The sequence below is a fragment of the Oenococcus oeni DSM 20252 = AWRIB129 genome (assembly GCF_000372485.1).
Lineage (GTDB): Bacteria > Bacillota > Bacilli > Lactobacillales > Lactobacillaceae > Oenococcus > Oenococcus oeni.
The window spans coordinates 1-26,746 of the sequence record NZ_AQVA01000001.1; the positions used below are offsets into that span (position 1 = coordinate 1).

The 26,746-nt window shown below is 36.7% G+C and carries 25 protein-coding genes and 3 pseudogenes; 19 read left to right on the forward strand and 9 right to left on the reverse strand.

Annotated features, from left to right (window positions below):
- Positions 1-150: 150 nt before the first annotated feature.
- The 19 genes and pseudogenes from A3G9_RS0100005 (at position 151) to A3G9_RS0100090 (ending at position 17,796) form a co-directional block, all read left to right on the forward strand.
- On the forward strand, positions 151-780 hold the full coding sequence (locus tag A3G9_RS0100005) for a sugar transferase (protein WP_002821177.1): 630 nt from the start codon (positions 151-153) through the stop codon (positions 778-780).
- A pseudogene (locus tag A3G9_RS0100010) lies at positions 780-1,046 on the forward strand (DUF4422 domain-containing protein); the annotation flags it as partial. The gene A3G9_RS0100005 and the pseudogene A3G9_RS0100010, both read left to right, overlap by 1 nt.
- Before the next feature lie 16 nt (positions 1,047-1,062).
- Positions 1,063-2,028: a glycosyltransferase family 2 protein gene (locus A3G9_RS0100015; RefSeq protein WP_154079625.1), complete on the forward strand. Its 966-nt coding sequence runs from the start codon at positions 1,063-1,065 to the stop codon at positions 2,026-2,028.
- Positions 2,021-2,917 (forward strand): glycosyltransferase family 2 protein, encoded by an 897-nt coding sequence (locus A3G9_RS0100020; protein ID WP_002821288.1) that lies wholly within the window; start codon positions 2,021-2,023, stop codon positions 2,915-2,917. The genes A3G9_RS0100015 and A3G9_RS0100020 overlap by 8 nt, the downstream gene beginning before the upstream one ends.
- Complete coding sequence (locus tag A3G9_RS0100025; protein ID WP_002821289.1) at positions 2,917-3,855, forward strand: glycosyltransferase; 939 nt, start codon at positions 2,917-2,919, stop codon at positions 3,853-3,855. Before A3G9_RS0100020 ends, A3G9_RS0100025 begins: the two co-directional genes overlap by 1 nt.
- Positions 3,856-4,032: 177 nt before the next feature.
- Positions 4,033-4,677, forward strand: a complete 645-nt coding sequence (locus A3G9_RS0100030; RefSeq protein WP_002821290.1) for a YveK family protein — start codon at positions 4,033-4,035, stop codon at positions 4,675-4,677.
- Positions 4,678-4,686: 9 nt separating this feature from the next.
- Positions 4,687-6,042: a hypothetical protein gene (locus A3G9_RS0100035; RefSeq protein WP_002821291.1), complete on the forward strand. Its 1,356-nt coding sequence runs from the start codon at positions 4,687-4,689 to the stop codon at positions 6,040-6,042.
- Between the two features lie 81 nt (positions 6,043-6,123).
- Positions 6,124-7,290, forward strand: a complete 1,167-nt coding sequence (locus A3G9_RS0100040) for a nucleotide sugar dehydrogenase (RefSeq protein ID WP_002821292.1) — start codon at positions 6,124-6,126, stop codon at positions 7,288-7,290.
- Between the two features lie 7 nt (positions 7,291-7,297).
- Positions 7,298-8,464: a glycosyltransferase gene (locus A3G9_RS0100045; protein ID WP_002821293.1), complete on the forward strand. Its 1,167-nt coding sequence runs from the start codon at positions 7,298-7,300 to the stop codon at positions 8,462-8,464.
- Positions 8,464-9,903, forward strand: a complete 1,440-nt coding sequence (locus tag A3G9_RS0100050) for a lipopolysaccharide biosynthesis protein (RefSeq protein ID WP_002821294.1) — start codon at positions 8,464-8,466, stop codon at positions 9,901-9,903. Before A3G9_RS0100045 ends, A3G9_RS0100050 begins: the two co-directional genes overlap by 1 nt.
- Before the next feature lie 393 nt (positions 9,904-10,296).
- Positions 10,297-10,404 (forward strand): annotated as a pseudogene (locus A3G9_RS1000000110725) (GW dipeptide domain-containing protein); the annotation flags it as partial.
- A 75-nt stretch (positions 10,405-10,479) separates the two neighbouring features.
- Positions 10,480-10,890, forward strand: coding sequence for a glycoside hydrolase family 73 protein (locus A3G9_RS01000000109280; RefSeq protein WP_372865727.1), 411 nt, complete (start codon positions 10,480-10,482; stop codon positions 10,888-10,890).
- Between the two features lie 260 nt (positions 10,891-11,150).
- Positions 11,151-11,798 (forward strand): hypothetical protein, encoded by a 648-nt coding sequence (locus tag A3G9_RS0100060; protein WP_002817705.1) that lies wholly within the window; start codon positions 11,151-11,153, stop codon positions 11,796-11,798.
- 93 nt (positions 11,799-11,891) lie between these two features.
- The gene (locus A3G9_RS0100065; RefSeq protein ID WP_002817706.1) at positions 11,892-12,782 is read left to right on the forward strand and encodes an LCP family protein; all 891 of its coding nucleotides are present in this window, start codon (positions 11,892-11,894) and stop codon (positions 12,780-12,782) included.
- Positions 12,779-13,177 (forward strand): cytidine deaminase, encoded by a 399-nt coding sequence (locus tag A3G9_RS0100070; RefSeq protein ID WP_002821296.1) that lies wholly within the window; start codon positions 12,779-12,781, stop codon positions 13,175-13,177. The genes A3G9_RS0100065 and A3G9_RS0100070 overlap by 4 nt, the downstream gene beginning before the upstream one ends.
- A gap of 58 nt (positions 13,178-13,235) precedes the next feature.
- Entirely contained in the window at positions 13,236-14,555 is a 1,320-nt protein-coding gene (tig, locus tag A3G9_RS0100075; RefSeq protein WP_002819585.1) for a trigger factor, read from the forward strand.
- A gap of 72 nt (positions 14,556-14,627) precedes the next feature.
- Positions 14,628-15,893, forward strand: coding sequence for an ATP-dependent Clp protease ATP-binding subunit ClpX (gene clpX, locus A3G9_RS0100080; RefSeq protein ID WP_002821297.1), 1,266 nt, complete (start codon positions 14,628-14,630; stop codon positions 15,891-15,893).
- A gap of 41 nt (positions 15,894-15,934) precedes the next feature.
- Complete coding sequence (gene nagA / locus A3G9_RS0100085; RefSeq protein WP_002821298.1) at positions 15,935-17,089, forward strand: N-acetylglucosamine-6-phosphate deacetylase; 1,155 nt, start codon at positions 15,935-15,937, stop codon at positions 17,087-17,089.
- Positions 17,086-17,796 (forward strand): GntR family transcriptional regulator, encoded by a 711-nt coding sequence (locus tag A3G9_RS0100090; protein ID WP_002817711.1) that lies wholly within the window; start codon positions 17,086-17,088, stop codon positions 17,794-17,796. Before nagA ends, A3G9_RS0100090 begins: the two co-directional genes overlap by 4 nt.
- Before the next feature lie 16 nt (positions 17,797-17,812).
- On the opposite strand, the gene A3G9_RS1000000110620 is transcribed toward A3G9_RS0100090, so the two are convergent.
- The 9 genes and pseudogenes from A3G9_RS1000000110620 to A3G9_RS0100130 all read right to left on the reverse strand — a co-directional run bounded on the left by A3G9_RS1000000110620 (position 17,813) and on the right by A3G9_RS0100130 (position 26,740).
- On the reverse strand, positions 17,813-17,944 hold the full coding sequence (locus A3G9_RS1000000110620) for a hypothetical protein (protein WP_257608664.1): 132 nt from the start codon (positions 17,942-17,944) through the stop codon (positions 17,813-17,815).
- 95 nt (positions 17,945-18,039) lie between these two features.
- On the reverse strand, positions 18,040-18,627 hold the full coding sequence (gene leuD, locus A3G9_RS0100095) for a 3-isopropylmalate dehydratase small subunit (protein WP_002819581.1): 588 nt from the start codon (positions 18,625-18,627) through the stop codon (positions 18,040-18,042).
- The gene (gene leuC / locus A3G9_RS0100100) at positions 18,627-20,000 is read right to left on the reverse strand and encodes a 3-isopropylmalate dehydratase large subunit (protein WP_002821299.1); all 1,374 of its coding nucleotides are present in this window, start codon (positions 19,998-20,000) and stop codon (positions 18,627-18,629) included. The genes leuD and leuC overlap by 1 nt, the downstream gene beginning before the upstream one ends.
- 7 nt (positions 20,001-20,007) lie before the next feature.
- Positions 20,008-21,062: pseudogene (gene leuB / locus A3G9_RS01000000109285) on the reverse strand (3-isopropylmalate dehydrogenase).
- Positions 21,059-22,222, reverse strand: coding sequence for a 2-isopropylmalate synthase (locus A3G9_RS01000000109290; RefSeq protein ID WP_080111452.1), 1,164 nt, complete (start codon positions 22,220-22,222; stop codon positions 21,059-21,061). Before A3G9_RS01000000109290 ends, leuB begins: the two are co-directional and overlap by 4 nt.
- Before the next feature lie 280 nt (positions 22,223-22,502).
- Complete coding sequence (locus A3G9_RS0100115; RefSeq protein ID WP_002819575.1) at positions 22,503-23,201, reverse strand: methionine ABC transporter permease; 699 nt, start codon at positions 23,199-23,201, stop codon at positions 22,503-22,505.
- A complete protein-coding gene (locus tag A3G9_RS0100120) occupies positions 23,198-24,262 on the reverse strand; it encodes a methionine ABC transporter ATP-binding protein (RefSeq protein ID WP_002821301.1) in 1,065 nt (354 codons plus the stop codon). Before A3G9_RS0100120 ends, A3G9_RS0100115 begins: the two co-directional genes overlap by 4 nt.
- Positions 24,255-25,601, reverse strand: coding sequence for a M20/M25/M40 family metallo-hydrolase (locus A3G9_RS0100125; protein WP_002821302.1), 1,347 nt, complete (start codon positions 25,599-25,601; stop codon positions 24,255-24,257). Before A3G9_RS0100125 ends, A3G9_RS0100120 begins: the two co-directional genes overlap by 8 nt.
- A gap of 2 nt (positions 25,602-25,603) precedes the next feature.
- Complete coding sequence (locus tag A3G9_RS0100130) at positions 25,604-26,740, reverse strand: vitamin B12 independent methionine synthase (protein WP_002821303.1); 1,137 nt, start codon at positions 26,738-26,740, stop codon at positions 25,604-25,606.
- Positions 26,741-26,746 lie beyond the last annotated feature (6 nt).

The following is a 26,746-nucleotide window of genomic DNA, read 5'->3' on the forward strand; positions in this document are numbered from 1 at the left end:
AGGTAAAGAATAATTTCGTAATTTTTATTAAAAAAATTTTTCATAATCAGACTTTCTAATTTTAGCCCAAATCTTCCCGGTTAGGTTTTTGTTAATAAGTAATTTAGAATAAATGTTGAATTAATAAATTTAGTTATAATTAGACAGAGAATGACAGAACCGCAAAAACGTTACATACCTTTTAAGAGAATGATAGACATTGCCGGAAGTTTAGTTGGCATTGTTTTATTGTCCTGGCTTTTTTTAATTCTAATTATTTTGCAGAAAATAAATGACCTGCACGGGCCGATTTTCTATTTACATGACCGGGTTGGAAAAAACCATAAGCATTTCAAGCTGATCAAGTTTCGTTCGATGCGGGCTGATGCGGATACTTATTTCAAGCGTCACCCGGAAGACTATCAGACTTTTGTTAAAAACGATTACAAGTTTCCGGCCGGTGAGGATCCCCGGGTCACGAAGTTTGGTAGGATTTTACGGCGGACAAGCCTTGATGAGTTGCCTCAGCTTTTTAATATTTTCGCCGGCCAGATGTCGATTGTTGGTCCACGCCCGGTTACCGAACCGGAATTGCGCTACTATGGTTCGAATGTTGACAAATTTTTAAGCGTTTTACCCGGGGCGATGGGTTTGTGGCAGGCAACCGGACGTTCCGACATTAAATATCCCGAGCGTGCCGAGATTGACCTTGAGTATGTCGAACACATTGGTTTTTGGTATGACTGGTATATTGTTTATTTGACGATGAAGGCTATTTTTTCTCGTGCGGGGGCATATTGATGCAAGCAAAAATATATGTGGCATCTCACAAACTTTATCAGATGCCTAGTGACCCTTTATATCAGCCGATTTGGGTTGGACATAGTAAATCAAGCAATCCTTTTGATTTACCGGCTGGATGGATTGGCGATGACAGCGGTGACAATATTAGCGACAAAAATTCCTCTTTTAATGAATTAACAGCTCTTTATTGGGCTTGGAAGAATTCCGATGCCGACATAATCGGCCTTGTCCACTATCGAAGATATTTTTCGCTTAACCACAAATGATAAAATCGATTATATGAGAAATAATATACCTAAAGTCGGCGTTGTAATACCAACTTATGAGAGACCGGATCATAGTGAGGCAAATGGTTTTGTTTTGGAAGCGATTCAAAGCGTTTTAGATCAAACTGTACCCGTTAATGATATTGTTGTCTCTATAGATGGAAGTTCGACTAATATTAAATCTTTGATTAAAAATAATTTTAAAGGGATTAAAATTATTGAATCAGTTGAAAAAGTTGGTGGCTCCAAGGCTAGAAATAATGGATTTGATTCTTTGGATGTAAATGATCAATTTGTTGCCTTTTTAGATGATGATGATAAGTGGTATCAAAATAAATTAAAAGAACAGTTAAATGAGGCTTTAAAACAGACTGATAGCCGTTATTTTATCTTTACAAATGTTGTATATGATGAACCCGATGGTCAAAAAATTAGACCCATTAATCGTATTTCTAATAATGAGAGTGCTGCTGATTTTATTTTTTTGCGACAAGGATATATAACCACTTCCAGTCTTCTTATTCCGTTTGAAACTTTTAATAATATACGATTTAAGAATGGATTAAAAAAACATCAAGATTGGGATCTTATTTTCCGTTCCAATTTAATTAATGGTATCCGTATGATTCAAATTTTCGAACCATTAGTTTGGTATAGAATGCAATATTCTGGCAGAAACAATAGTGTTTCTTCTGTGATTGACTGGAAATTTTCGCATAATTGGATTATTGGTTTTAATAATCTAATTTCAAAAAAAGTCATTGCTTCTTTTGATAAAGACCAGGTATTGCCAGGCCTCATAAGCGATCATGAATTAGGCATATTGAATAAAATTTATTTTTACTTAATAGTTTCTTTAGATTTTAATTTTGGAATTTTCAATTGGTACTTATTAAAAAGAATGTTCTTTGTATTGTTTAATCATTTTATAGGTAAACATCTTAAAATATCTGATAAAGTAAAGGAAAAAAATGAGTAATTCTGTCTCTGCAATAATTGTTACTTATAACAGGTTACACGAGTTAAGAAAAAGCTTAACGGCATTAACAAATATTCCTAGCAATTTATTAACTAACATTATTGTTATCAATAATGCTTCCAATGATGGAACTAAAGATTATTTATATGGTTTTTCTCAAAATAAAAGAATTAAAATTATTGATTTATCAGAAAATACTGGTGGAGCTGGCGGTTTTAATGCCGGAATTCGTTATTTTTATGAAAAATCTAGAACGGAATTCGCTTGGCTAATGGATGATGATACTATTGTTACTGAGAATTCTCTAAGAGAGTTGCTTGAAGCTACCAAGTTAATAAAAGCTTCTTTTTATTCCAGTGATGTTCGGTGGGTAGATGGTTCCCCCGCTTTGATGAATGTGGTAAGAAAAACTGGTGATTTTGGTAATGGCTTAAAAAAAATCGAAAAGGCTACTTTTGTTTCTTTAATGATTCCCAGGAAATTTATTACCAGAGTTGGTTTTCCACAAAAAGAATATTTTATTTGGGGAGACGATATGGAATACACAGAACGTCTTTCGCGATTTTCTCCTGGTTGTTTTGTTACATCGAGTAAAGTTATTCATGAAATTAATAGCAATATTGCTTCTGGCGATATTTTTCATGAAAATAATCCTGACAGAATATCTAGGTATTATTATGAATATAGAAACCGCCTTGTAACAGGCAAAAGGAGAAAAAATTTCTTTATTATCATTCGTCCCTTTATCCATACTTTTATTGATTTTTCTAAGGTTATTTTCGGAAAAACAAAATATAAATCTGAAAAAATAAAGCTTATTGTCAAAGGAACGAAAGATGGAATTTTCTTTAATCCAAAAATAGAGTATCCAAGTAAAAAAGAGGAATAATGATTTCACATTTTTCGTATGCAAATTTAATAGTTACATTTAATAGAAAAGATAAACTTATTAACGCTATTCGTTTTATTCTTAACCAAAATCCGGCTCCCAAATATATAGTTATAGTTGATAATAATTCGACCGATGGAACTAATGAATATCTTAAAAGCCAAGGAATTCTTGATCAAAAAGAAATCTTATATTTTAAGTTACCCGAAAATGTTGGCGGGTCGGGAGGATTTTCCTATGCCTTGAAAAAAGTCCGAGAACTTGATGTTGATTGGATTGCTTTTGGAGATGATGACGCATACTATCAACCTGGTTTCTTCAAAACCATTTCTGAGGCTGCAGACAAACATCCTAATATTAAAGCTTTTACAGGAACTGTAAAATTGAATGATGGGAGAATAGATATTTCTCATCGAATACATATAAAGGATTGGGGTATGCTTCGTTATAGTTATATCCCTTTAAGTTATTACAAAAAAGATTTTTCCATTGATATGTTCACCTTTGTTGGGAGTGTTATTAACAAAGATATTATTAATAGTATTGGCAATATCAATTCAAAATATTTTATCTGGATGGATGATTTAGAATTTTCCGTTAGGGTAAGAGAAAAAACAGATATCATTAATCTAATTGATGCAACTGTGATTCATGACACTCCCATTTCTGCGATGGACTTTAAAAGTAATTTTAAACCTGATTGGCGTGATTATTATGGAGTTAGAAATAAAATAGATATGTGTGATGTTCATGGAAAATCTTTTCGTCGGAAGTTTTATCCAATTGCTGTCTGGATCAAAAATATTTTAGAGGTTACGCATAAAAGATTTAAGGGCCATAGATTGTATAGAATGCGTCAAGTTACAGATGCTATTATCGATGCAAAAAAACATTCTTTTGGTAAAAATCCAAAGTACTTGCCTAACAAAGATAGTTGATTCTTATCAAAAAATTGTAATATCTATTAAATTAATTATTATGTGAATTAAATAATGTAAACTTATAATGTTTTAAATTTTTATTGAAATATTGATTTCAATAATTTATTATTTTTACAGATTTTAAGAAAATATAAAATTTTATTATTATACCGGATTGGAACGTAAAGGACAAAAATGAACAAAACTCAATTTACATTGAAAGACCTGGTTAAACACCTGATCAAATATTCCTGGTTAACTCTTATTTTAGTAATTATTGGAGCAGGAGGGACCTATATATATACAAATAAGGTTTCGCCCTATCCCGGAAATTTATATTCGGCTTCAAGAAATGTGCTTATAAAGAGCAAAAATAATAAATATTCTTCAATTAAAGCCGACTGGTCCTTAATTAACAGTTATATTGTTGTGGCAAGTGATGATAAGATTATAAGCGCTACAAAAAAACAATTATTAAAAGATGGGACCAAGATTTCAGAAAAAGAAATCAAAAAAGAAGTTAGTATTAATTCGATTAAAGGTACTCTTTTTATTAAAATTAGTGCAAATTCTCCAAAAAAAAATGTTTCTGCTAAATTAGTAAATGTATATTCGGAATCATTTGCAAAACTTGGGCCTACATTGGTCTCTTCGATGCCTAAACCAATTCTAATGTCGAAAGCCCAGAACACTAAATTAGCTACTTCAGCTAAATCCATTCATTCAATTCATAAAAAAGGAATTGTTTTTGGCGCTGGTTTTGGCTTTGTATGCGGAATAATTATTTCTTTAATTATCGCTATTTATGATAATTATAAAAAAATAGGTAAATCGGAGTAATTTTTAGTTATGCAATTTCTTCTTTTACCATTGACTTTCTTATCTAAGTTTTTCGATGTATATGGTTTCTTTTTAGTTTTTCTCGTTATTTTGTGGACACTCTTCAAGAGACCAGAAGACATTCCTAAGATTATTCCGTCTTGGAAAACTTTCATTTTTTGGTCCGTGATGATTCTATTTCAATTTTTAGCAATGTTATTGAGTTTTCCTTTTTCTGCAAAAGCCAATATTCCAATAGGTATGTTTAAATCCTTTTCTCTTATTTTGGAAGAAGTTTTGATGATTTGGATGGTGTATGCATTTTCAAAACTTTTTATTGTTTCTAAAATTGATGCTGTTAAATTTATTAGATGGGCAATTTATGGTTATATTTTATATTCTTTTCTCGTAATCGTTCCTGAAGTTTTTATAACTTTGGGTTTTCATTTTTTTGATGGATATATCAATTTTTTGGCATCGATATTTGAAACGAGGTGGACTGGAAGAACAGATTTTTACGACTTAGGAAGCTATGCTGTAACCCAAGGAAGGGTTAATGGTTTTGAAGGTGAATCTCCTGTATTTGCAAATTTGTTAGGTGTGGTTTATATTCCGATTTTTATTGGGTTAATCATTGGGAAGGATCATTCGGTATTCAAAAAACCAGCATTTATTTTATGGCCGCTTGTTATTTTTAGTATGGTCTTTCTTTTAATGGCAAAGACGACTACCGGAATTTTAACAATTATTTTTCTCTACATTTCTTGGTTATTTTTTTCGAATTCAAAGGATCGAAGATTTCTTTTATTTATGGGAATTATTGGTCTATTAATTATAGGCTGTTCTTATATTTTTATTAATCCTGTTCACACTATCCTTAACCAGTTTTTGTTTCAGAAACAAGGAACATCAAATCGTATTGGAGGGACTATAGGGTTAATTCTAACTTTTTTGTCTAAACCTATATTTGGCACAGGGCAAGGGTTTGCTGGATATTTTATAAATGAAAATGTCCCACTGTGGTCAACTCATAATTGGGAATATCAATACATATATTCAAAATTAGGATACCCAGTTTTGAGTGGCCTTTTTGGTGCTTTTGCTCAGTATGGCCTTGTAATTATGGTTCCATTCTTGTTTTTCTTTTCTAAATATATATTTAATTTATCTGCGAAAAGGAAACACTATTTTAATTTGGGAGTTAGAAGAGATGACTTTTATTTTTCAATGCTTAATAGTTCAGAAATAACTCTTTTCGTTATAATTTTTAGTTCTATACTTTCTTTCGATTTATTTAAATGGTCGATTTTCTTTATTTTATTCTTTTACTGGAGAATCATGTACCTCTCTGATATAAAAAATAAAAAGTTCCCTGAAATAAATTAATCGAGTATTTAATTATTTTTATTTGTATTTAGCAATTAGATAGTTAGTTGTCTATAATTGACTAGTCGAGGTACTTTTTTTATGAAAATTGCAGTTATCGGTACAGGTTATGTTGGTCTTTCATTAGCCACACTTTTGTCTCAACAAAACGAAGTTAAGGCATTGGACATTATTGCCGAAAAAGTTGAGAAAATTAATCGAAAAGTCAGTCCGATTGTCGATCATGATATTACGGATTTTTTTGAGCACAAAAATTTAAAGCTTCAAGCGACTCTGGATCCTAAAGAAGCAATTACAGCGGCTAGTTTTGTTATCATCGCAACGCCAACCAATTATGATCCGCAAACAAATCATTTTGATACATCCAGCGTTGAAGCTGCTATCAAAGAAACAATCGAAATCAACCCACAGGCGCAAATTGTTATTAAATCTACAATTCCGGTTGGTTTTGTTGATAAGGCAATTCGGCATTTTGATTTTAAAAAGATTCTCTTCTCTCCTGAATTTTTGCGTGAAGGTAAGGCTTTAAGCGACAATCTATATCCAAGTCGAATTATTGTCGGCTCTCAGTCCAAAGAGGCTCATCAATTTGCCGAGTTGTTGAAGCAGGCGGCAATTAAAGAAAATATTCCGATTTTGTTTACCAACAGTGAAGAAGCCGAAGCAATTAAACTTTTCTCGAATACATATTTGGCTATGCGAGTGGCTTATTTTAACGAATTGGATACCTACGCCGTCAGCAACAATCTTGATACAGCAAAGATTATCAAAGGTGTCGGGATGGATCCGCGGATTGGTGATTTTTACAACAACCCGAGTTTTGGTTATGGCGGTTATTGCCTGCCAAAAGATTCCAAGCAATTATTAGCCTCTTATGAGGGAGTTCCACAGGAACTGATGACAGCAATCGTGAAATCCAATGACACCAGGAAACGGTTTATTGTTAAACGAATATTGTCGAAAAAACCGAAAACAGTTGGAATCTATAAATTGGCTATGAAGTCTGGCTCCGACAATTTCCGCCAGTCATCGATTATTGATGTTATGAATTACTTGGCTGAAAACAATATTGAAATCATTATCTATGAACCAACTCTAAAAACAAAACTTTTTCAAGGGAAAGAGGTTGATAACGATTTGACTGATTTTAAAAATAGGGTTGATCTAATCATTGCCAATCGGGTCACTGAAGAAATTAAAGACTCGGCAGATAAACTCTACACTAGGGATCAATGGGAAAGAGACTAATTTACTTTTGAAAAAAATTCTTTTTGTAATTAATGATTTAGACATTGGCGGTTTGCAACGTGTAGTATCTATTGTTGCTGATGCTATTAACAAGTTGGATGATTTTCAGTCATCCATTTTTGTTGTTCAAAGCGATATACCGGTTTTTTATCAGACTGAATCTACTATCTTAGATTCTCAGAAGGATACTACAAAAGAAAATAACATTGTTGTACCTTTTTATCAAAAGCCCGGAATGATTAGAGCAGTTAAGAAAACTCTGAAAAAAAATCGCATAGGCAAATATTTAAGATTCCGTTTAAGAAATAGACGTATTATTGGATCTTTACTAGATGTCATTGAAAAAAATAATTATTTCACAGTTGTTCTTACGGCTGATTATACGTCTTATGCTCCTTTTATTAAAAACAGGTTTCCACATTTAAAAGTTATTTCCTGGCAACATAATAGTTTTGATGTTTATATGAATAATTATTTCGTTGTTATTAAACAGCAATATATAAAAGGATTACGATTTTCAGACGTTGTGGTTTCCTTAACTAAATCTGATGCAAAAAAATTCAGGAAGTTTAACGAGCGTTCCTTAGAAATTCCAAATCCTATTACAATTAATAATTCTGCTAATCATATTTCTGATCTGAAAAAACACGTGATCTCCTGGGTAGGTAGAGCATCAGATTGGCAGCATAAGGGGACAGATTATTTATTAAAAATAGCCGCACATTTGCCTGATGATTGGATCATTTCTGTTGCCGGAGATGTTGATCCCTTAAAAATGGATCAGGTATTAAATCAAGGTGATATCGAACGTGCCCGAGGAAAAATTGTTTATAAGGGTCCTTTAAAAGGAAAAGATTTAGTGCAGCACTATGTCAATAGTTCAATATTTTTAATGACTTCACGTTGGGAAGGATTTGGCTTGGTCATCACTGAAGCGATGTCTTGTGGTCTGCCAATTGTTTTATTTGATCAAACCGGTGCTAAAGCGGTAACTAACGGTGGAGAGTTTGGAAAAATAATCCAACCTGGTGATCTTACGGGTATGGACAAATATCTAATTGAATTAACCAGAAATATTAATTTGCGTAAACAGTGGCAGGAAAGGTCAATCGCGAGGTCCAAAAATTATATGATGAACCATATCATTGACGAATGGGCTACTATTTTAAATTAATGCAAGAAATTAAACAACAATTTAAGCACGGAGTCGTTTATACGGCAATTGGACAATATGCAAGTGTTATTGCAAACTTTATTGTGACGATTATTTTATCCCGTCTTTTAGGTCCTAAAACTTATGGTGTGTTAAGCATTATTTTAGTTTTTTTGCCTTTTTTTTCTTTGATTTCCGAGCTTGGTGTAGGACCGGCCATTGTTCAAAGCCACGAATTAGACGACGAGGACTATTCATCGCTTTTTAAAATTTTAACTTTCTGGTCATTGATTATTGGTGTTATTTTTGGTTTATTAGGGATTCCTGTGAGCTATTTTTATGATGATAAGATCTACATTTTGTTGAGTTGGATGATCGCACCGAACCTGATTTTTTCGATGATGTCAGTAGTTCCTTTGTCATTATTGCAAAAAAGGCAGGAATTTAAGCATATTAATATTACGAGTTTATTTGCATATGTAGTTGGTGGGGTAGTGGGTGTTGTCGCAGCTTATATGGGATTAGGAGTTTATTCACTTATTTTGACAAGTTTGATACCGGTTTTTTTGAATTTTATTGCTTATTTCTATTTTTCAAAGTTAAAGTTATTTAAGGGCATCAATGAGTATTCTTTTGGTAAAATTCGTTCTTTTTCATCCTATCAATTTGTTTTTGGAATTATCAATTATTTTTCCAGGAACTTGGACAACTTATTAGTTGGAAAATTTTTTGGGCAAACTGCTCTCGGAAATTATGGCAAGTCCTATCAGATGATTACTTATCCAAATAATATTTTTACTAATGTTATTGTTCCAGTGATGCAACCGGTTTTAGCTAATTATCAGGAGAATATCCAAACCATTAAAAAAGTATATTTAAAGGTATTGCGTTTTCTTTTGATTGTTGGTATTCCTTTATCGTTATACTTATCGGTCGATTCTGACTTGATAATTAGATTCTTGTTTGGAAGCAAATGGGATGGTGCTATTATGCCATTTAGAATACTTTCTCTTACTACATGGGTTCAACTTATTACAACAACAATTGGTGGAATCTATCAATCTAGAAACATGACTAAAATGCTCATGAAAACGGGAATTGTTTCAACATGTATCACCATTTTTTTTATTATCATTGGAATTTTATCAGGGAATATTAACCATTTTGCAGCTTTTATTGCAGCTAATTTCTATGTGACATTTACTTTTAATTTTTACGTATTAATGAAAAAGGCCCTGAAATCATCTATAACTGAGGTTTTAAAGCTTATCTTGAAACCAGCGGTGATTGCTTTTATTGCTTTTTTAGCAGTAATTGGTTGGAATTCAATGGCTATAGATCTACATGGTATTTTTTGGGAATTACTTATTACGAGCTTAATTTTCTGGATTATTGATTTAATCGGTCTAATAATTACTAAAGAAATTTATTTTGTTTTCAATATTATTTTTAAAAATTAATAATTATTTTTAATTTTATTATATTTTATTTGCAAAATCAGATTGTTAGAATGATTTTTTATAGTATTTTTGGAAAATTAAACTATGTATTTTGTCAAGAAAAAACAATAAATTTTTTAGAAAAGTTGTTTTTTAATTCTTTTTAAGATTTACAATTGGCTTTTTGCTATCCATAATTTTTTAATATTCTTAAAGCAGATAATTTTCGGAAGGCTAATTTGGTCGCGAGAGTTAATTAATATCTTTAATGATAACCGATTCAGTTACATCTAGTCGAATATTAAGCAATAATTATTCTTACATAAATCGAACCAAGTGCAGAGATGGTGTTTATTATGATAGAATTACCGGCACGAGTAGATTAACCGCAAGTAAAATGCTGCTCAATTCAATGGCGATTTGGTAACAATTCTCAAATCGGATGTTACTAAACGTTCCAATGGATTGGTTTACACCTATTATCAGATAAAAGACGGCTCTTCAACTTTTTGGATTGATGCAAGGGCTGTTAACCAGAAGGCTCTAAATATAAAAACAAGTAGCTTAACAACAGCACAGAAAAATTGGTTAAACAGCATCGTTCCAGCGGCAGCCGAGGTTGCCGATTCCAATGGCCTTTATGCTTCTGTCATGGTAGCTCAGGCAATTCTCGAATCCAGCTTTGGTACGAGCGCATTAGCAGCTGCTCCTTATAATAATTTATTCGGAATAAAAGCCAGTTACTCACCGTATGTAAGTGGCTATGCTAGTTTCTCTACTACTGAATATGTTGGCAACCAATACATTACTGTCAAAGCTTCATTCAATACTTATTCTTCGGTAACTAATTCTTTTTATGACTATTTATACAAGATGAATCATGGGGTTACTTGGAATACTTCTTTGTATCATAACGTCTTTCGTTCGGTTGCTGGAAGCTATAGCCAAGCAGCAAAAAATCTTGTCAGCGACGGATATGCAACCGATCTGACTTATGGACAAAATTAATTAATCTTATAAACAGTTATAAGCTTTATAACTTAGACTGATTTGCTCAGATTATTCTTTAAATTTAGAAGCCTGATAAAGGCTTTTTTGTAAATTTATATTTGCAGAAAAGCTTAAATATAGGCTCCGGTCCAATTTGTGATATTACAGACCAAGTAATTTCTTTAATTTCCAGTTTCCAGCTATTTGTCTAGGAGATAATTAAAGGAGCTTTTTGTTTATGGCTAATTTTTAAGAGAGTTATTTGGAAGGAAAAATAAATGAAATCAAAAAAAACAACAATTATAATCAGTTCGATTATTGTCTTTCTGTTCATCATTGGAGGAGCCGTATTTGCAGTTAAGGCTTTGGATCAACCAAGCGGATCAAAAAAGGGAAGCAGTCAGAAGAAAACAGTTTCAAGCAAAAATTCCAGTAAAAAATCAAGTCAGAATAAAAGTAAGTCTTCTGCAAAATCTCAAAGTTCTTCGTCCAGCGTTAATAATAATTCCAGTACATCGACAAGTTCTTCGAATGTTCAGACTAAATGGGCTTCGCTCAGCTTGACTAATCAGGTCGCGATTTTAATTCAAGTCGCTTTCAAAGGCGACAACGGGAAACCAAATGATTTATTCCAATTCGATAAAAACTATTGGGATATGACCGGATCTATTTCAAATGGAGTTATTAATCGTTATGTGCCTAATGCCGATAGTTTTTCTGGTATTTCTGATCTATTATCAGCAAAAATTACAATTTCAAACAATCAAATTACGGTTGTTCGGCCAATCACTGCGGCTTTTACAGTCTCGCTAACTCAGGCGATTAATGACTATTACGGTCAGTCAAGTAGTCTTGATTATACTCAGCAATTAGCCAAACGAGTAGTCAGCCCGACGAAATTGACCGATTTGGAAAATAATCGATAATAAAGATTACTATTTTCATAATCGTTCCGAAGTTTTTTGTTATTATAGACAGTGATTTGGACTAATTTTTGTCATATTAGCGAGGAAATTTAAATGAAAAGATTTTTAATCGGGCTTTTTTCAATTCTAATTGTGGGTGTTGTTGGTATAGCCTCTTATGCTGTTTGGACAACTCATGGAGCAATCGAAAAGATCCATAAGGATAGTTCTATTAAGACGTCCGACAAGGCCGACACGTTGACCAAATCCGGCAAGCCGATTGCTATTTTGCTTTTGGGCACTGATACCGGAGCCCTTGATCGGAGCTATAAAGGTCGGACTGATTCAATGATGATTGCGGTGATTAATCCGAAGACAAAAAAGACCTTTCTTTTAAGCCTTGAACGGGATACTCCGATTACAATTGATGGACAAACAGTTAAATTGAATGCCGCTTATGCATATGGTTCAGCTAGTTCTTCTATCAAACAAGTTGAAAAACTCGTTAATATCAAGTTAAATGGTTATGCCTTAATTAATATGGGTGGTTTAGAGTCGATTGTCGACTCTCTCGGCGGAGTTACTGTTACTTCCAATTTAACTTTCACAGAATTTGGTCATTCTTTTGTTAAAGGCACTGTCTACAATATGAAGGGAAATCAACTGCTGTCCTATGTTCGAGAGCGGCATTTAGATCCTCGTGGTGATTATGGTCGCCAGCTCCGTCAGCAGCAGGTCCTAAGGGCGGTTATTAGCAAGGCGGTTTCCAATCCGACAACAATTTTCAATCAGAAGTTTATCAAAAGATTGTCTTCTAATATTTTGACCGATTTGTCTTGGAGCAGTTTTAAAAATCTTGCCTTAAAGTACCGTGCTGCTTTTGGGACTGTTAAGTCCGATCAAATGGTTGGTACAGGTGAGACGATTAATGGGCAATCGATGCAGGTGATGAGCCAGGCGGAAAAAACTCGGGTTCATAATGAATTGGAGAAGTATTTAAAATGACTGAAGCGGAATATTCGGCATTAAAAAGGGTTGCCGACCAAGAACTAGATAAAGCTTATATTCCTTACAGCCATTTCGCTGTTGGCGCTGCTCTTTTATCGGCTGATGATCGAATTTTTCCCGGCTGCAACATTGAAAATGCTGCTTTTGGTTCAACAATGTGTGCCGAACGGACGGCAATTTTTTCAGCTGTTGCCGCTGGTTGCCACCAGTTCAAAGCTCTGGTTATTTCCGGGCGAACCGAGGGCGCAATTGCTCCCTGTGGGGCATGCCGTCAGGTGATGGTAGAATGGTTCGATAAAAAAATGCCGATATATTTAACCAATACATCCGGAAAAGTTGTCAAAACCGATTTAGACCATTTATTGCCAGCATCTTTTGAAGATTTAAAGTGATACGATTAGTTTTAATGTGCTTTACGCTATAATTTTATAGTACGTATCTGGAGGAATAATGGTAGATATTATTAAGACCAATGCCACTTTTAAAGCCGGCAAAGGCAATAAAGGAACTTTGAGCTTTGAAATTCCAGCAAAACAAATATCAAGCGGAATTGACCAGGCTTTCAATAAACAAAAAGACAAGATTAACATTCCCGGTTTTCGTAAGGGACACGTTTCAAAAGAGTTGTTTTTGGCTCGTTTTGGCGAAGAAGCTCTTTATGAAGACGCTTTGAATGCAATTTTGCCTGATATTTATGATCAAGCAGTTAATGAAGCTGATATCACTGTCGTTGGACAACCACAAATCATTCCTGATGATTTGAAACATGGCGGTCCATGGAAGATTCATGCCGAAGTTACTTTGGCACCAACAGTTGAACTTGGTGATTATAAGGGCGTAGAAGTTGAAAAGGAATCCGACGAAGTCAGCGATAAAGAGTTAAATGCCGAATTAGAGCGTTTGCAAAAAGGCGAGGCTGAGCTGGTACCTGCTAAAGAGGATCAGGTTTCTGAAAAAGGCGATACGGTCGTGATTGATTTTGACGGTTCTGTCGATGGAAAACAATTCGACGGCGGCAAGGCACAAAACTTTAGTTTGAGTCTGGGATCGGGACAGTTTATTCCTGGGTTTGAAGACCAGTTGGTTGGCCATAAAGCCGGGGATGACGTTGATGTTAAAGTTACTTTCCCTAAAAATTATCAAGCTAAAAATTTGGCTGGCAAGGAAGCTGTCTTTGCAGTTACGATTCATGAGTTAAAGAAATTGGAAACACCAGCTTTGGATAACGAATTTGCTAAGGATGTTGATGATTCGGTTTCTTCTTTAGAAGAGTTAAAGGCCAAGACCAAAGAAAAGTTGGCAAAAGATAAAGCGGAAAAGAACAAGGATGCTTTTGAAGATGCCGCAATCCAAAAAGTTGTCGATGGGGCAAAAATAAATCCCGAAAAGTTGCCTGAAGAAATGATTAACGATGATGTTTCTCGTCAGATGCAGACATTTTTCAATAATTTAGCTGGTCAAGGGGTCAAGCCGGAAATGTATTTCCAGATTACCGGAACCAGCCAGGAGCAGTTAAAGCAACAAATGACGGAAGGCGCACCCAACCGGGTTAAGACTAATTTGGTTCTCGAAGAGATTGCTCGTGTCGAAAAGATTAATCCAAGCAACGAAGAGATAGATAAAGAAATCAAGAGCTTGGCTTCCGAATACAATATTAAGGAAAGCGAAGTTGAGAAATCGGTTTCTGCCGGCATGCTTAGCCACGATTTGAAGGTTCAGCAAGCGGTTGAATTGATTGTTAACAGCGCTCAAGCAGTTGAAAAAAAGTAATTTTTAAAACCGTTTTTAAAGAACGGTTTTTCTTTTGCTTTAGAAAACTTGTATTATGCAAACTTTGTTATAATGAAAAACATGGACGTAGAATCAATACAACCGACATTAGCTTGTTCTTTTTGTGGTAAACGCCAGGATCAGGTTAAAAAATTAATCGCAGGACCGGGTGTTTATATTTGTGACGAATGTGTTGCCCTTGCGCAGCACATTATTGATCAAGAACTGGAGCATGAACAACAGGCTTTGGTTCTTGACGACCTACCAACGCCAATCGAACTGGTTAAGCATTTAAATGAATATGTCATTGGTCAGGAAGAAGCTAAAAAGACTTTAGCGGTCGCTGTTTATAATCACTATAAGCGTGTTAACGAGTCCTTGCAGCATAAAAGCGATGTCGAGTTACAAAAATCGAATATTTTGTTGATCGGGCCAACTGGTTCCGGTAAGACTTATTTGGCTCAGTCGCTGGCAAAAATGCTCGATGTACCTTTTGCAATTGCTGATGCTACAACGTTAACCGAGGCTGGTTATGTTGGCGAAGACGTTGAAAATGTCGTCTTGAAATTATTACAGGCTGCTGATTTCGATGTTGAAAAAGCTCAGCGCGGCATCATTTACATCGATGAAATTGATAAAATTGCCAAGAAGTCTGAAAACGTTAGTATTACACGTGATGTCTCCGGCGAAGGCGTTCAACAATCCCTTTTGAAGCTTTTGGAGGGTACGATTTCATCGGTACCGCCTCAAGGTGGACGCAAACATCCGCAACAGGAATATATTCAGGTTGATACCAGTAATATTCTCTTTATTGTCGGTGGAGCTTTTGATGGTATCGAAGATGTTATTCGAGATCGTCTCGGTGAATCGATGATCGGTTTTGGACATGAGGACCAACAGGAAAAACAACAGTTCAACAAGAAGAATCCATTAACTCAGTTTACTGATCAGGATGTGATAAAGTTTGGTTTAATCCCAGAATTCCTTGGTCGTTTACCAATCATTTCGATTCTGAATCCATTATACGAAGACGATTTGGTAAAAATTTTGACGAAGCCTAAAAATGCCTTAGTTAAGCAGTATAAGGCCTTATTGGCTTTGGATGGCGTTCAGCTTGATTTTGATCCGAAAGCTCTTAAAGAAATGGCCAAAATTGCAATTGATAAAAAATCAGGTGCTCGTGGCTTACGCTCGATTATGGAATCGACTATGAAAGAAACAATGTACGAAATTCCTTCCAAACCGGATGTTGCCAAAGTTCTGGTGACTAAAGCGGCAGTTGATGGCAAAGCTCAGCCTAAGATTATTTCCACTTCCAAAAAAGCATTAGCATCTTAATTCTATTATTAATTGGGCTATACCAAACCTATAATGGAAGTATGGCAAAATTAATTAAAAATATTGATATCTATACTGGCGTAGGAGTCGTGAAAAACGGTTTTCTGCGCTTTTCTAATAAAATTGAAGAAATCGGCGAAGCGAAAGCTTTTGTTACTAAAGGTGACGATCAAGTAATCACTGTTCCAAAGGGGGCAATTATCGTACCTGGTTTTATTGATGTCCACACCCATGGAGGCTATGGTTTTGATACGATGGATGCTGATGTCGATGGCTTTAATCGTTTTATGGAAAATCTTCGAAGGGAAGGTTTGACAAGTGTTTTTCCGACCACGATTACGCAAACAAAAGACAACATTAAAAAAGCTCTTGTTTCGGTTGCTGAAGCAGCAAAAAATAATTCAATGATCCGGGGAATCCATTTGGAAGGTCCTTTTATTAATGCCGACATGAACGGGGCGCAACCGGCCGAGTATGTGATCAGGCCTGATTTGGCTTTGTTTAAAAACTGGCAAAAAGATGCTGATGGTTTGATAAAATTAGTTACTTACGCTCCAGAAAAATCCGGATCGGCTTTTGAAGCCGGTTTGCATAATATGGGTGTTGTGCTTTCGGCTGGCCATACAAATCAATCTTATTTCAAAATGAATAAGGGCCAAACCTTGGCTTCCCATGTAACTCATTTATACAATCGCCAGTCGCAATTAGAAGGCCGTGAACCCGGTGTCACAGGATATGGTGTCTTAACGCCGTCTATCAAGGTTGAAGTAATTGCTGACGGGGTACATGTTTCTCCTGAAATGATTAAATTGGCTTATCAGTTGAAGGGTGCCAAAAATATTGAAGTAATCACTGATTCGATGAGAGCCAAAGGCCAAAAAGAAAATGAAGTTTCAGAATTAGGCGGTCAGAAGGTTATTGTTAAAAACGGAGCTGCTCGTTTGGAAAACGGCCATTTGGCAGGTTCGGTCCTTAAGTATATTTTGGCTTTCAGAAATATTCAAAAATTCACTGGTGCCAGCATTGAAGAGGCCGTCTTAATGACTTCAGTAAATCAAGCGCGAGAATTTGGCTTGAATGATGTCGGCAGTCTGGAAGTTGGCAAACGGGCAAACTTTAATTTGCTGAATTCCGATCAGGACTTATTAGAAAACTTTCTCGACGGAGATGGTTTAAAGGCAGTTGATCAAAAATGAGCGATATGCCTATTTTTCTTCAAATCCGCGATGATTTAGCCGAAAAAATCCGTAGACAGCATTTTAAGGGTGGAAGTCGTTTGCCAGCCGAAAGAGTTTTGGCTGAACAGTACAAAGTTTCTCGAATGACTTTACGCCAAGCGATTGCATTATTGGTTAACCAAGGTAAATTGATTAGAAAACCCGGTTCGGGAACTTATGTATCCGATCAGGAAAAAGAAGTTTCGGAAAATCTGAAGGGTATCACCAGTTTTACTCAGATTATGCAATCTCAGGGTAAAAAAGCTCAATCAAAGTTCATAGTTTTTAAGCGTCACTTGCCGTCGGCGATTGAGGCCTCTAATCTTGAAATTGATCGAAATGAAGAAGTTATCACAATCGAGAGAGTTCGTTATGGGGACGAGGAACCGATCGCTTTTGAAATTACGACAATTCCGGTTTCTTTAGTCGGCAATATCAACCGCAGCCAAATGGCTCACGGACTTTATGAGTATTTAGAGGACCGGGGCTTTCATTTTGGTAAAGCTGTTCAGGAGATTTCAGCGGTCGTACCAAACGAAATCGTTTGTAAACGATTAAATTTAACTCTTGGCCAGGCAGCTCTTTTTTTGCGTCAAACATCTTACCTTACTGATGACAAACCGTTTGAATTTGTAAAAACCTATTACGCTGGAGACCGATACCGTTTTTATCTTGAAAAGCATTAATGTTTTTGGTAAATACTCATTTAATCGCTTTTTGACTGCTTTCATTGCCAAAACGCCAAACCGTGATTAGCATTGTAATGCCAAACAGTTTAGTGATCTCATTGGTTATTCTGGTACGGCGTTCAGGCAATATACCGTTCGATACCAATCCGAAAATTTTATAAAATAATGGCGATACTTTCGTTAAATCGATCGGTTTTTCTGGTGTTAAGCGTTAATGCGTTCTTAATTCTCAGCACTTTCTTAATTAAAATTAGGAATCTCTTTTTCGTAAGCTTCAATTTTTTTGGCGTAATTCATTGTGATCGCGATGTCATCGAGGCCATTGATGAATTTGTGTTTCCAAAGCGGATTAATTGAAAAATCAAACTGATACTTTTCATATCGTACCTGTTGCCTTGGAAGATCAACAATGATTTTTTCTTTAGCTGGAATTGAAGCCAGGATTGTTCGATCTTTTTTAGGAAGCTCGATCGCCAAAAGACCATTCTTTGTACTGTTCATATAGAAAATATCGCTGTAGCTCCCGGCGATTACGACTTGAAAGCCATAATCCTTTAGTGCCCAGACGGCGTGTTCTCTCGATGAACCACAACCGAAATTTTCTCCCGTTACCAAAATTTGTGCCTGCTTGTATTCCGGCTTATTTAAAATGAAGTCCGGATTGGCCTCTTTTGAAGTGGCCTTGTAACGCCAGTCATAAAATAAATTGCGTCCGTAGCCACTTTTAAGAATATTTTTTAAAAACTGTTTTGGAATAATCTGATCAGTATCGATATTGTCCCTCATTAAGGGAATTACGCCACTGTTAATTGTTGTAATTTTTTTCATCAAATTATCTCCTTTCTGATATCAATGAAACGACCGTGGATTGCTGCAGCGGCAACCATTGCCGGACTTGCTAAATGAGTCCTTGAACCGGCTCCCTGGCGACCGGCAAAATTACGGTTGGATGTCGAAGCACAATGAATTCCTGCTGGTACTCTATCGGGATTCATCCCCAGGCATGCCGAACAACCGGGTTCGCGCCACTCACAACCAGCCTCTTTGAATATTTTGTCCAAGCCGATTTTTTCGGCTTTTTCTTTAATTTTTCGTGATCCAGGAACGACTAATGCAGTAATTCCGTTTTTGATATGTTTGTTTTTTAGAACTTTTGCAGCAATAATCAAATCGGAAAGGCGACCATTGGTACAGGAACCAAAAAAGACAAATTTAATTGGTATTTGGTTTGCTTTTTCGCCAGCTTTCAAACCGACATATTCATAAGCTTTTTTGTCTTCTTCGTTTTTAATTTTTGGAAAAGGCTGATCTATTGGTACAGCCATCCCTGGGTTTGTTCCCCAACTGACAAAAGGTGCCAATTCGTTAACACTGAAATCGATTACCTTATCAAAAGCATCCGGACTGTCCGTGTAAAACTGTTTCCAGTAAGAAACTGCTTTTTCCATATTGCCCGGCGCATATTTTCGATCGGCGATATAATCAAAGGTTGTTTGGTCTGGCTGAATACTTCCCATTTTGGCACCGCCTTCGATGACCATGTTGCAAAGAGTCATTCGCTCTTCCATGTTCATATTCCGAATTGTATCTCCGTAAAATTCAACTGCGTAACCAGTTCCAAAGGAGACACCTTCACGAGCAATAATACCCATGATAATGTCTTTGGCATAAACTCCTTTCGACAACTTTCCGTGGACATGGATTCCGATTGTTTTTGGTTTTGTTTGCCAAATCGTTTGTGTGGCGAGAACATGCTCGACCTCACTGGTTCCGATTCCAAAAGCGATCGAACCAAATGCTCCATGAGTGGCCGTATGTGAATCTCCGCAAACAATTACCATTCCTGGTTGGGTTAGGCCCAGTTGCGGACCAATAACGTGAACAATTCCTTGGTCTTTTGATCCCATTCCAGCCAAACGAATTCCGAAGTCTTTTGTGTTTTTAGCTAAGGTTTCAATTTGTTTTTTGGAAATTAAATCTTTGATATTGAAAATATCGACCGTGGGAACATTGTGATCCATTGTGGCAAAATTTCGATCCGGCCGTCTGACCTGACGATTTTTTTCCCGCAATCCTTCAAAAGCCTGTGGCGATGTGACTTCGTGAAGTAGTTGCAGATCAACGTAAATCAATTGTGGTTCGCCGGGTTCTCCGGTAATTACATGTTGATGCCAGATCTTGTCGAACATTGTTTTTTTCATATTTATTCTAGTTTTCCTCAATTCTTTTGATAATTGCATTCGTAACAACAGTTGTTTTGCTGTTTCCACCTAAGTCGGGAGTTGTTGTACCACCTTCTATTGTTTTATTGACACTATCTGTGATTCGCTTGGCCAAATCTTTTCGATTAAAACTGTGGTCAAGCATCATGGCAACTGAATTAATCATCGATAAGGGATTGGCAATTCCTTTTCCTGCGATATCGGGCGCTGATCCGTGGATTGGTTCGTAAAGGGCTGGGCCGTGATCGCCCCCCGGCTTATCGAAGGGATTGTTCCCAAAGAGCCGGTAATTTGGGCCGCTTCGTCACTTAAGATGTCGCCGAATAAATTTTCGGTTACGATTACGTCGAATTTTTCCGGAGCGGAGATAATTTTCATTGCTGCGGCATCGACGTAGCAGCTGTCAAAGCTAATCTCGGGAAATTCTTTGGCAACTTGGTTGGCAATTCTCCGCCATAGTTTGCTGGTTGCCAAGACATTGGCTTTATCGACTAGAGTGACATGATGGTTGCGTTTTGCAGCCGTTTGGAAAGCAATTTTCACTATTCGTCTTATTTATGTTGCGCTATAACGCATGGTATCGAGAGCTGCTTGTTCAGACTCTTCTCGTGGTTTTCCAAAATAAATTCCACTGGTCAGTTCTCGAACGATTAAAAAATCAATTTTTTTAATTTGTTTTAAGGGCGAATACTTTTGCATAGCGGGACTAATGGCCGTCGGCCTAATGTTTGCGAAGAGATTTAAAGCTTTACGAATTTCTAGCAATCCTGCCTCTGGTCTTTTAGAAGCTTGGTCCCATTTGGGGCCGCCGATTGCAGCCAACAGAATCGCGTCGCTATCTTGACATTCTTTTAGCGTATTCGCTGGCAGTGGATCACCGTCTTTGTCAATTGCTGCACCGCCAAAGGGCAGTTCCTTGATTTTATAATCAAAATTTTTATTTTTACTAACAGCTGCTAAAACAGCTAATCCGGCTCGCATTATTTCAGGGCCAATATAGTCTCCGGGCAAAACAGCGATTTCAAAGCTCCGCCCATTCATCTTTTCACCTCACTAATTTGCTGCATTATTACCTGTAAATCTTTTTCGTCGATAAGAGCTTTTTTGTCGGCTCTTTCTTTGAAAATTGGAAAAATAATTTTCATTGATTCGTGATCGAACGGATAACCCATTTCCTTTAGCTTTTCCATTACGGCATGTGAACCGGATAGTTTTCCCAGGGGCAGTCTAGTAGATTTTCCGCCGACTGTTTCCGGCCTTAGGATTTCGTATGTTTGGGGATTTTTCAATATTCCGTCTTGATGAATACCAGATTCATGGGCAAAGGCATTATTACCGACGACTGCCTTATTTTTTGGCAAAGGCATTTTGGAGTACCTGCTAATCATTTCACTGGTTGCTTGGGTATCTTTTAAGTTGATATTATCGGTCGCATGATAGTAGTCTTTACGAACATATAGGGCTGCCGCAATTTCTTCCAATGCAGCATTTCCAGCTCTTTCTCCAATGCCGTTGATTGTTCCCTCGATTCGTGTGGCTCCATTTTCGATTGATGCCAGACTGTTCGCGACAGCCATACCTAAATCATCATGGCAATGAACGGAAAAGATAACTTCGTCAAAAGTGGGAATATTCTTTCGAAGATATGTGAATAAATCGGCAAATTCGGCGGGATTCGTATAACCGACTGTATCGGGGATATTAATAACACTTGCGCCTGCTGTGATAGCTGTTTCAATCGCTTGGACTAAGAAAGTTCGTTCCGTGCGGGTCGCATCTTCCGGTGAGAATTCAATGATTTCAAAAAAATGATGGGCATATTCAATGCTGCCTTTGATTTTTTCAAGAACCTCTTTTTTTGTCATATGTAGTTTGGATTGACGATGAATCGGACTGGTAGCGATAAAAATGTGAATTTGTTTATGAATTGCCGGCGCAGTGGCCTGTACACAGGCATCGATATCCTTTTTATTAGCGCGGGCCAAAGCAGTTACTCGAGCCTTTTTAATTGATGAAGCTACCGCTTGAACTGCTTGGAAATCTCCCTTCGAAGCTACGGGAAAACCCGCCTCGATTACATCGATACCCCGTTTTTCTAGTTGTTGCGCAATAGCTATTTTTTCTTCGATGCTGAAATTAACGCCAATTGTTTGTTCGCCGTCTCTTAAAGTTGTATCAAAAAACTGAATTTTTTTAATCATTTTGAATAATCTTTTTTTTGGAATAAAAAAAGTATCCCAACAAAATGGGATACTTTTTTCGACAAGCCCCATTTCTACAACAAAATAGGGCTCGACAAATAATAATTGTCAGAGTCCTATATCAGAGCAACAAGGCTTTTAAAGAGATCATGTATGAAAAATTATTCATTGAAATATTGATAAATTTATTCATAATTCATAACCTCCTCAAAAATGTTTAAAACAAGTGTATCACTTAATTATTAAAAAGATCACTAAGTTTATTGAAAGAAATTATTTTTCATTGCATGTCGGCATGATTAATTCTTTTTGCCAACCAGTCGCCAATTCCCTGGATCGCAAATATTAAAATCAGTAAAGCAATCGTGCCGATCCAAACGACATCGTATTTTGATTGTTGTCCGAAGGTCACAACGGTGTTTCCCAGACCGCCTGATCCGATTGCACCGGCCATTGCCGTTAAACCGACCAAACTGATCAGGGTTACTGTTGAAACGCGAATTATTTCCGGGAAACTTTCTCTCATGTAAATGACCAGAATATCCCAATTATTTGCACCAAGAGCCTGGGCCGCTTCGATTTTCCCTGTATCAACCGATTTAAGGACTACTTGAATCTGTCGTGCGTAAAATGGAGCGACCGAGAGGCTTAAAGGAACCAAGGCGGCTGTTGCGCCGAGCGTAGTCCCGATTAAAACTTGTGTAAAGGGCGAAATCACGAATAGAAGAATTATAAATGGAATTGCTCGAAAAATGGAAACAATTTTATCAGCTAACCAGAAAATTTTTCCGTTCGGCAAAATTCCATCGTCGTCGGAAATAACCAAAATAATTGCAAATACTAAACCAATTGCACCGCCGATGATGGCTGAGAAAAATGTCATGTATAGGGTTTGATATATTGCCGCCCACCAGCCATAGTCGCCGCTCCAGCCCATTGAAACAACATTCGGCAGGACTTTAATTAACCAATTAATCATTTTCCCTCCTTGATGATTTCCAATTTGACGTTTTGTTTTTTGATTTCATCCAGAGCTTGTTTGAGTTTTGTTGCTGTACCCGACAAAACGACAATCAAAGTTCCAATTGGAATATTTTCGATTGTTTCGACATTTCCGTAAAGAATATTGGCTGAAACTCCGTAATTTTTTGCCAATGAAGAAATTAATGGTTCGTCAGTCGAAGAGCCACTAAATCCCAGTTGGATTAAAAACTCGTTCTTTTGCAATCGGGCGATTTCCGGTTGCCTCAAAATTTTTTCAAGAGCTTCCTGATTACCGGAAGCCGATTCGATAAATTCTTTCGTTAAAGGTTTTTGTGGATCGGCAAAGATGCTATAAGTCGAATTTTTTTCGATGATTTCACCATCTCTCATCACGGCAACCCGATTGGCAATATTTTTGACTACCTGCATTTCGTGAGTAATCAAGACGATTGTCAAGCCGGTTCGTTTATTTAAATCAGCCAACAATTCGAGGATTTGCTTGGTTGTTTTTGGATCAAGGGCGCTAGTCGCTTCATCGGAAATTAAAATTTCCGGGTCATTAGCCAATGCTCGCGCAATTGCAACTCTTTGTTTTTGACCGCCGGATAATTGAGAAGGATGGTTATCGATGCGGTCAAAGAGGCCAACTTCTTCCACCAGTTTTTTGGCCTTTTCCAGTCTCTTTTCTTTGGACATTTTGGAATGCTTCAAAGCAAAGAGGACGTTCCCTAAGACTGTTGATTGATCCAGAAGATTGAAATGCTGAAAAATCATCCCGATTTTTTGACGCAAATTACGTAATTCTTTTCCTTTGATCAGAACATTACCGTTTTTTACAGTTTTTGTCTGACCAATCATCATATCTCCGCTACTCGGATGGTGAAGCAAATTAATTAAACGAACCAAACTGGATTTTCCGGCACCAGAATAGCCGACAATTCCAAAAATTTCTCCTTTTTCGATTGCCAAATTAATATTTTTTACCGCATCAATCGACTCGCTTCCGTTTTGAAAATGAACACTGATGTTTTTCAGTTCAATGATCGAATCACTCATAACTTTTAATTAATTCCTTTGTAAAGTCGACGTGATCAAAATAATCCTTTATTCGGACATTTTCATCAGGGGCGTGATCGGCTGAATCGCTGTAACCGATTCCGATGGCAGCGATTGGCGATTTAAAGTTGTTGTAAAAGTAAGCCATTGGGCCGGTTCCAGGAGTCGTTGGCAGCAATGAAATATCGTTACCGTAGATTTGTTTATCTGTTTTAATAACTCGCTGAATTTCTGGTGCAGATAGATCGGAACGGTATGGTGTTTCTCCCAAAGTATATTCGGCTTGAACGTTATCAAAATGATTATTTTTTAAATGGTCGACAACTTTTTGAAAAATATCGTGTGGGTCCTGATCTGGGACTAGTCGGATCTCCAATTTTGCAGTTGCTTCAGCTGGCAAAACCGTTTTAACACCATCTTCCTGGTAACCAGATTGAATTCCTTCGATATTTAGAGCGGGTGAAAAATATAAAGCTTTTAATAATTCAGTTTTTGTTTGGCTGTTTAAAAGCGGAGCTGTTAATTGAAAACTGTCGACTAATAAATGCTCGTCAATGGTCGAATATTGATTGACCAATTCCTGTTCTCGTTCGCTTGGTTTGCGTACCGTGTCGTAAACCCCTTTGATTGCAATTGTGCCGTCAGAATTACGCAGGGAATTAATTGCTGCAACCAATTGCCAGGCAGCTGAATCAATTACAGGGGCAAAACTGGAATGCAAATCCCGTCCAGCAGTTTTTGCTTTCAGATCTAAAGTTACAATTCCTTTGGTCCCGCCGCCGATTTCCTGCTGACCCTTGTTGTTGTATCCGCCGGATTCCCAAATTACGAGATCGTTTTTCAGAAATTGAGCATGTTTTTTTAAATAATTAGCGAGACCGCGGGAAGCTGTTTCTTCAGAACCTTCAACAACAAAATCGATGTTTACCGGTAAAGAATGATTGTTTTCTTTTAGATATTCGGCCAACGCTGTTAAACGAGCCAACAAATTTCCTTTGTCATCATCGATGCCGCGACCAAAGAACTTGTTGTCGCGTTCGGTCAGAATCCATGGGTCGCTATGCCAAAGATCAAAAGGCTCAGCCGGTTGGACATCGTAATGATTGTAAATTAAAAGTGTTTTTGCATTATCCTTTGTGGCTTTAAATTGAGCTAATACAAGCGGAAACTCATATTGATCGTCAATAATCACCTGGTCGGCTTTTAATTCTTTAAAAAAACTCCCAATCAACTCGCTGGCTTCTTTTAGACCTGTTTTTTTGGCCGAAACGCTTGGAATTTTAATTAATTGTGCCAGTTTTTCTAAATAATCCTGTCTAATTTTTGTTGTCGCAACCATTTTTACTCCTTCCAAACTTTTTTAGCAGTTGAAATAACCAGTTTTAATTTTTCCCACTGTTGATCCTCTGTCAGCAGATTACCTTCTTCGGTTGAAGCAAACCCACATTGAGTACTGATTCCGAGGTTTTCCAAGGGGACATATTCGCTGGCTTCTTGGATGCGATCGATTAGTTTCGTCTGTTCCTCTAATGCGGGCAGTTTAGAAGTCACTATTCCAAGAATTATTCTTTTATTCGAATCTTGCTTCCAAATTTGTTTTAATGGTTGAAATCCACCAGAACGGTCGTTATCGTATTCCAAAAATAATCCATCGTAATTCAGTTGTGCTAAATATTTAGCAATTACGTCATAGCTTCCAGAAAAAAGGTAAGTCGACTTGAAGTTTCCACGACAGATGTGAGTTGTTACCGTTAGATCCTCTGGTAAATCCTTTAAAAGATTATTAATTACTTGGATTGAATCGTTGGCTATTTTTTCATATTTTTGACGACTTTCGGGATCGTTTTTTGTGTCATTTAATTTACTGATTAAAAAGGCCCAAGTTGTGTCGTCTAGTTGAATATAGCGAGCCCCCAATTCGTAAAAATGAAGAATTGTTTTATGATAGGCAGCTGCGATGTCAGCCAAATAATCAATCCAATTTTCGTAAAAATGATGCCAATTGTCACTCCGATTATCCCTAAACAGCAAGCTCGGAGATGGGATTGTTTGTTTAGGCAGGATATTAGATGGTGTGATTGATTTTAAATATTTGAAGGCAGCGAAAAAAGGATGATTTGGATTGTAAGCAATTTTTCCAACTAATTCCGCGTTATCGGTTCTCGTTTTGCTACCATGAAATTTATAACTTTTTTCGTAGTCATATTTACCAACTCCGGAAAATCCCCAAAGAAAGTCCAAATGCCACCAACTGCGGGAAAATTCTCCGTCGGTAACATCGTTTAAACCAAGTTCGACTTGTTTATCGACAATTTTTTTAATTTCTTTCTGTTGAATCTCAAGTAGCTTTTCCTGGTCTATTTCACCGGCGCTAAATTTTTTATGCGCAATTTTTAAATTCTCGGGTCTTAAAAAACTGCCAACAATGTCGGCCCGGAATGGTGGCCTTGTCAATGTAATATTTGTATTTTCCGACATCTTAAA

Coding starts and splice junctions, on each gene's coding strand:
- A3G9_RS0100005 (WP_002821177.1), top strand. CDS start 151: ATGACAGAACCGCAAAAACGTTACATACCTTTTAAGAGAATGATAGAC.
- A3G9_RS0100015 (WP_154079625.1), top strand. CDS start 1,063: ATGAGAAATAATATACCTAAAGTCGGCGTTGTAATACCAACTTATGAG.
- A3G9_RS0100020 (WP_002821288.1), top strand. CDS start 2,021: ATGAGTAATTCTGTCTCTGCAATAATTGTTACTTATAACAGGTTACAC.
- A3G9_RS0100025 (WP_002821289.1), top strand. CDS start 2,917: ATGATTTCACATTTTTCGTATGCAAATTTAATAGTTACATTTAATAGA.
- A3G9_RS0100030 (WP_002821290.1), top strand. CDS start 4,033: ATGAACAAAACTCAATTTACATTGAAAGACCTGGTTAAACACCTGATC.
- A3G9_RS0100035 (WP_002821291.1), top strand. CDS start 4,687: ATGCAATTTCTTCTTTTACCATTGACTTTCTTATCTAAGTTTTTCGAT.
- A3G9_RS0100040 (WP_002821292.1), top strand. CDS start 6,124: ATGAAAATTGCAGTTATCGGTACAGGTTATGTTGGTCTTTCATTAGCC.
- A3G9_RS0100050 (WP_002821294.1), top strand. CDS start 8,464: ATGCAAGAAATTAAACAACAATTTAAGCACGGAGTCGTTTATACGGCA.
- A3G9_RS0100060 (WP_002817705.1), top strand. CDS start 11,151: ATGAAATCAAAAAAAACAACAATTATAATCAGTTCGATTATTGTCTTT.
- A3G9_RS0100065 (WP_002817706.1), top strand. CDS start 11,892: ATGAAAAGATTTTTAATCGGGCTTTTTTCAATTCTAATTGTGGGTGTT.
- A3G9_RS0100070 (WP_002821296.1), top strand. CDS start 12,779: ATGACTGAAGCGGAATATTCGGCATTAAAAAGGGTTGCCGACCAAGAA.
- tig (WP_002819585.1), top strand. CDS start 13,236: ATGGTAGATATTATTAAGACCAATGCCACTTTTAAAGCCGGCAAAGGC.
- clpX (WP_002821297.1), top strand. CDS start 14,628: ATGAAAAACATGGACGTAGAATCAATACAACCGACATTAGCTTGTTCT.
- nagA (WP_002821298.1), top strand. CDS start 15,935: ATGGCAAAATTAATTAAAAATATTGATATCTATACTGGCGTAGGAGTC.
- A3G9_RS0100090 (WP_002817711.1), top strand. CDS start 17,086: ATGAGCGATATGCCTATTTTTCTTCAAATCCGCGATGATTTAGCCGAA.
- leuD (WP_002819581.1), bottom strand. CDS start 18,627: ATGAAAAAAATTACAACAATTAACAGTGGCGTAATTCCCTTAATGAGG.
- leuC (WP_002821299.1), bottom strand. CDS start 20,000: ATGAAAAAAACAATGTTCGACAAGATCTGGCATCAACATGTAATTACC.
- A3G9_RS01000000109290 (WP_080111452.1), bottom strand. CDS start 22,222: ATGATTAAAAAAATTCAGTTTTTTGATACAACTTTAAGAGACGGCGAA.
- A3G9_RS0100115 (WP_002819575.1), bottom strand. CDS start 23,201: ATGATTAATTGGTTAATTAAAGTCCTGCCGAATGTTGTTTCAATGGGC.
- A3G9_RS0100120 (WP_002821301.1), bottom strand. CDS start 24,262: ATGAGTGATTCGATCATTGAACTGAAAAACATCAGTGTTCATTTTCAA.
- A3G9_RS0100125 (WP_002821302.1), bottom strand. CDS start 25,601: ATGGTTGCGACAACAAAAATTAGACAGGATTATTTAGAAAAACTGGCA.
- A3G9_RS0100130 (WP_002821303.1), bottom strand. CDS start 26,740: ATGTCGGAAAATACAAATATTACATTGACAAGGCCACCATTCCGGGCC.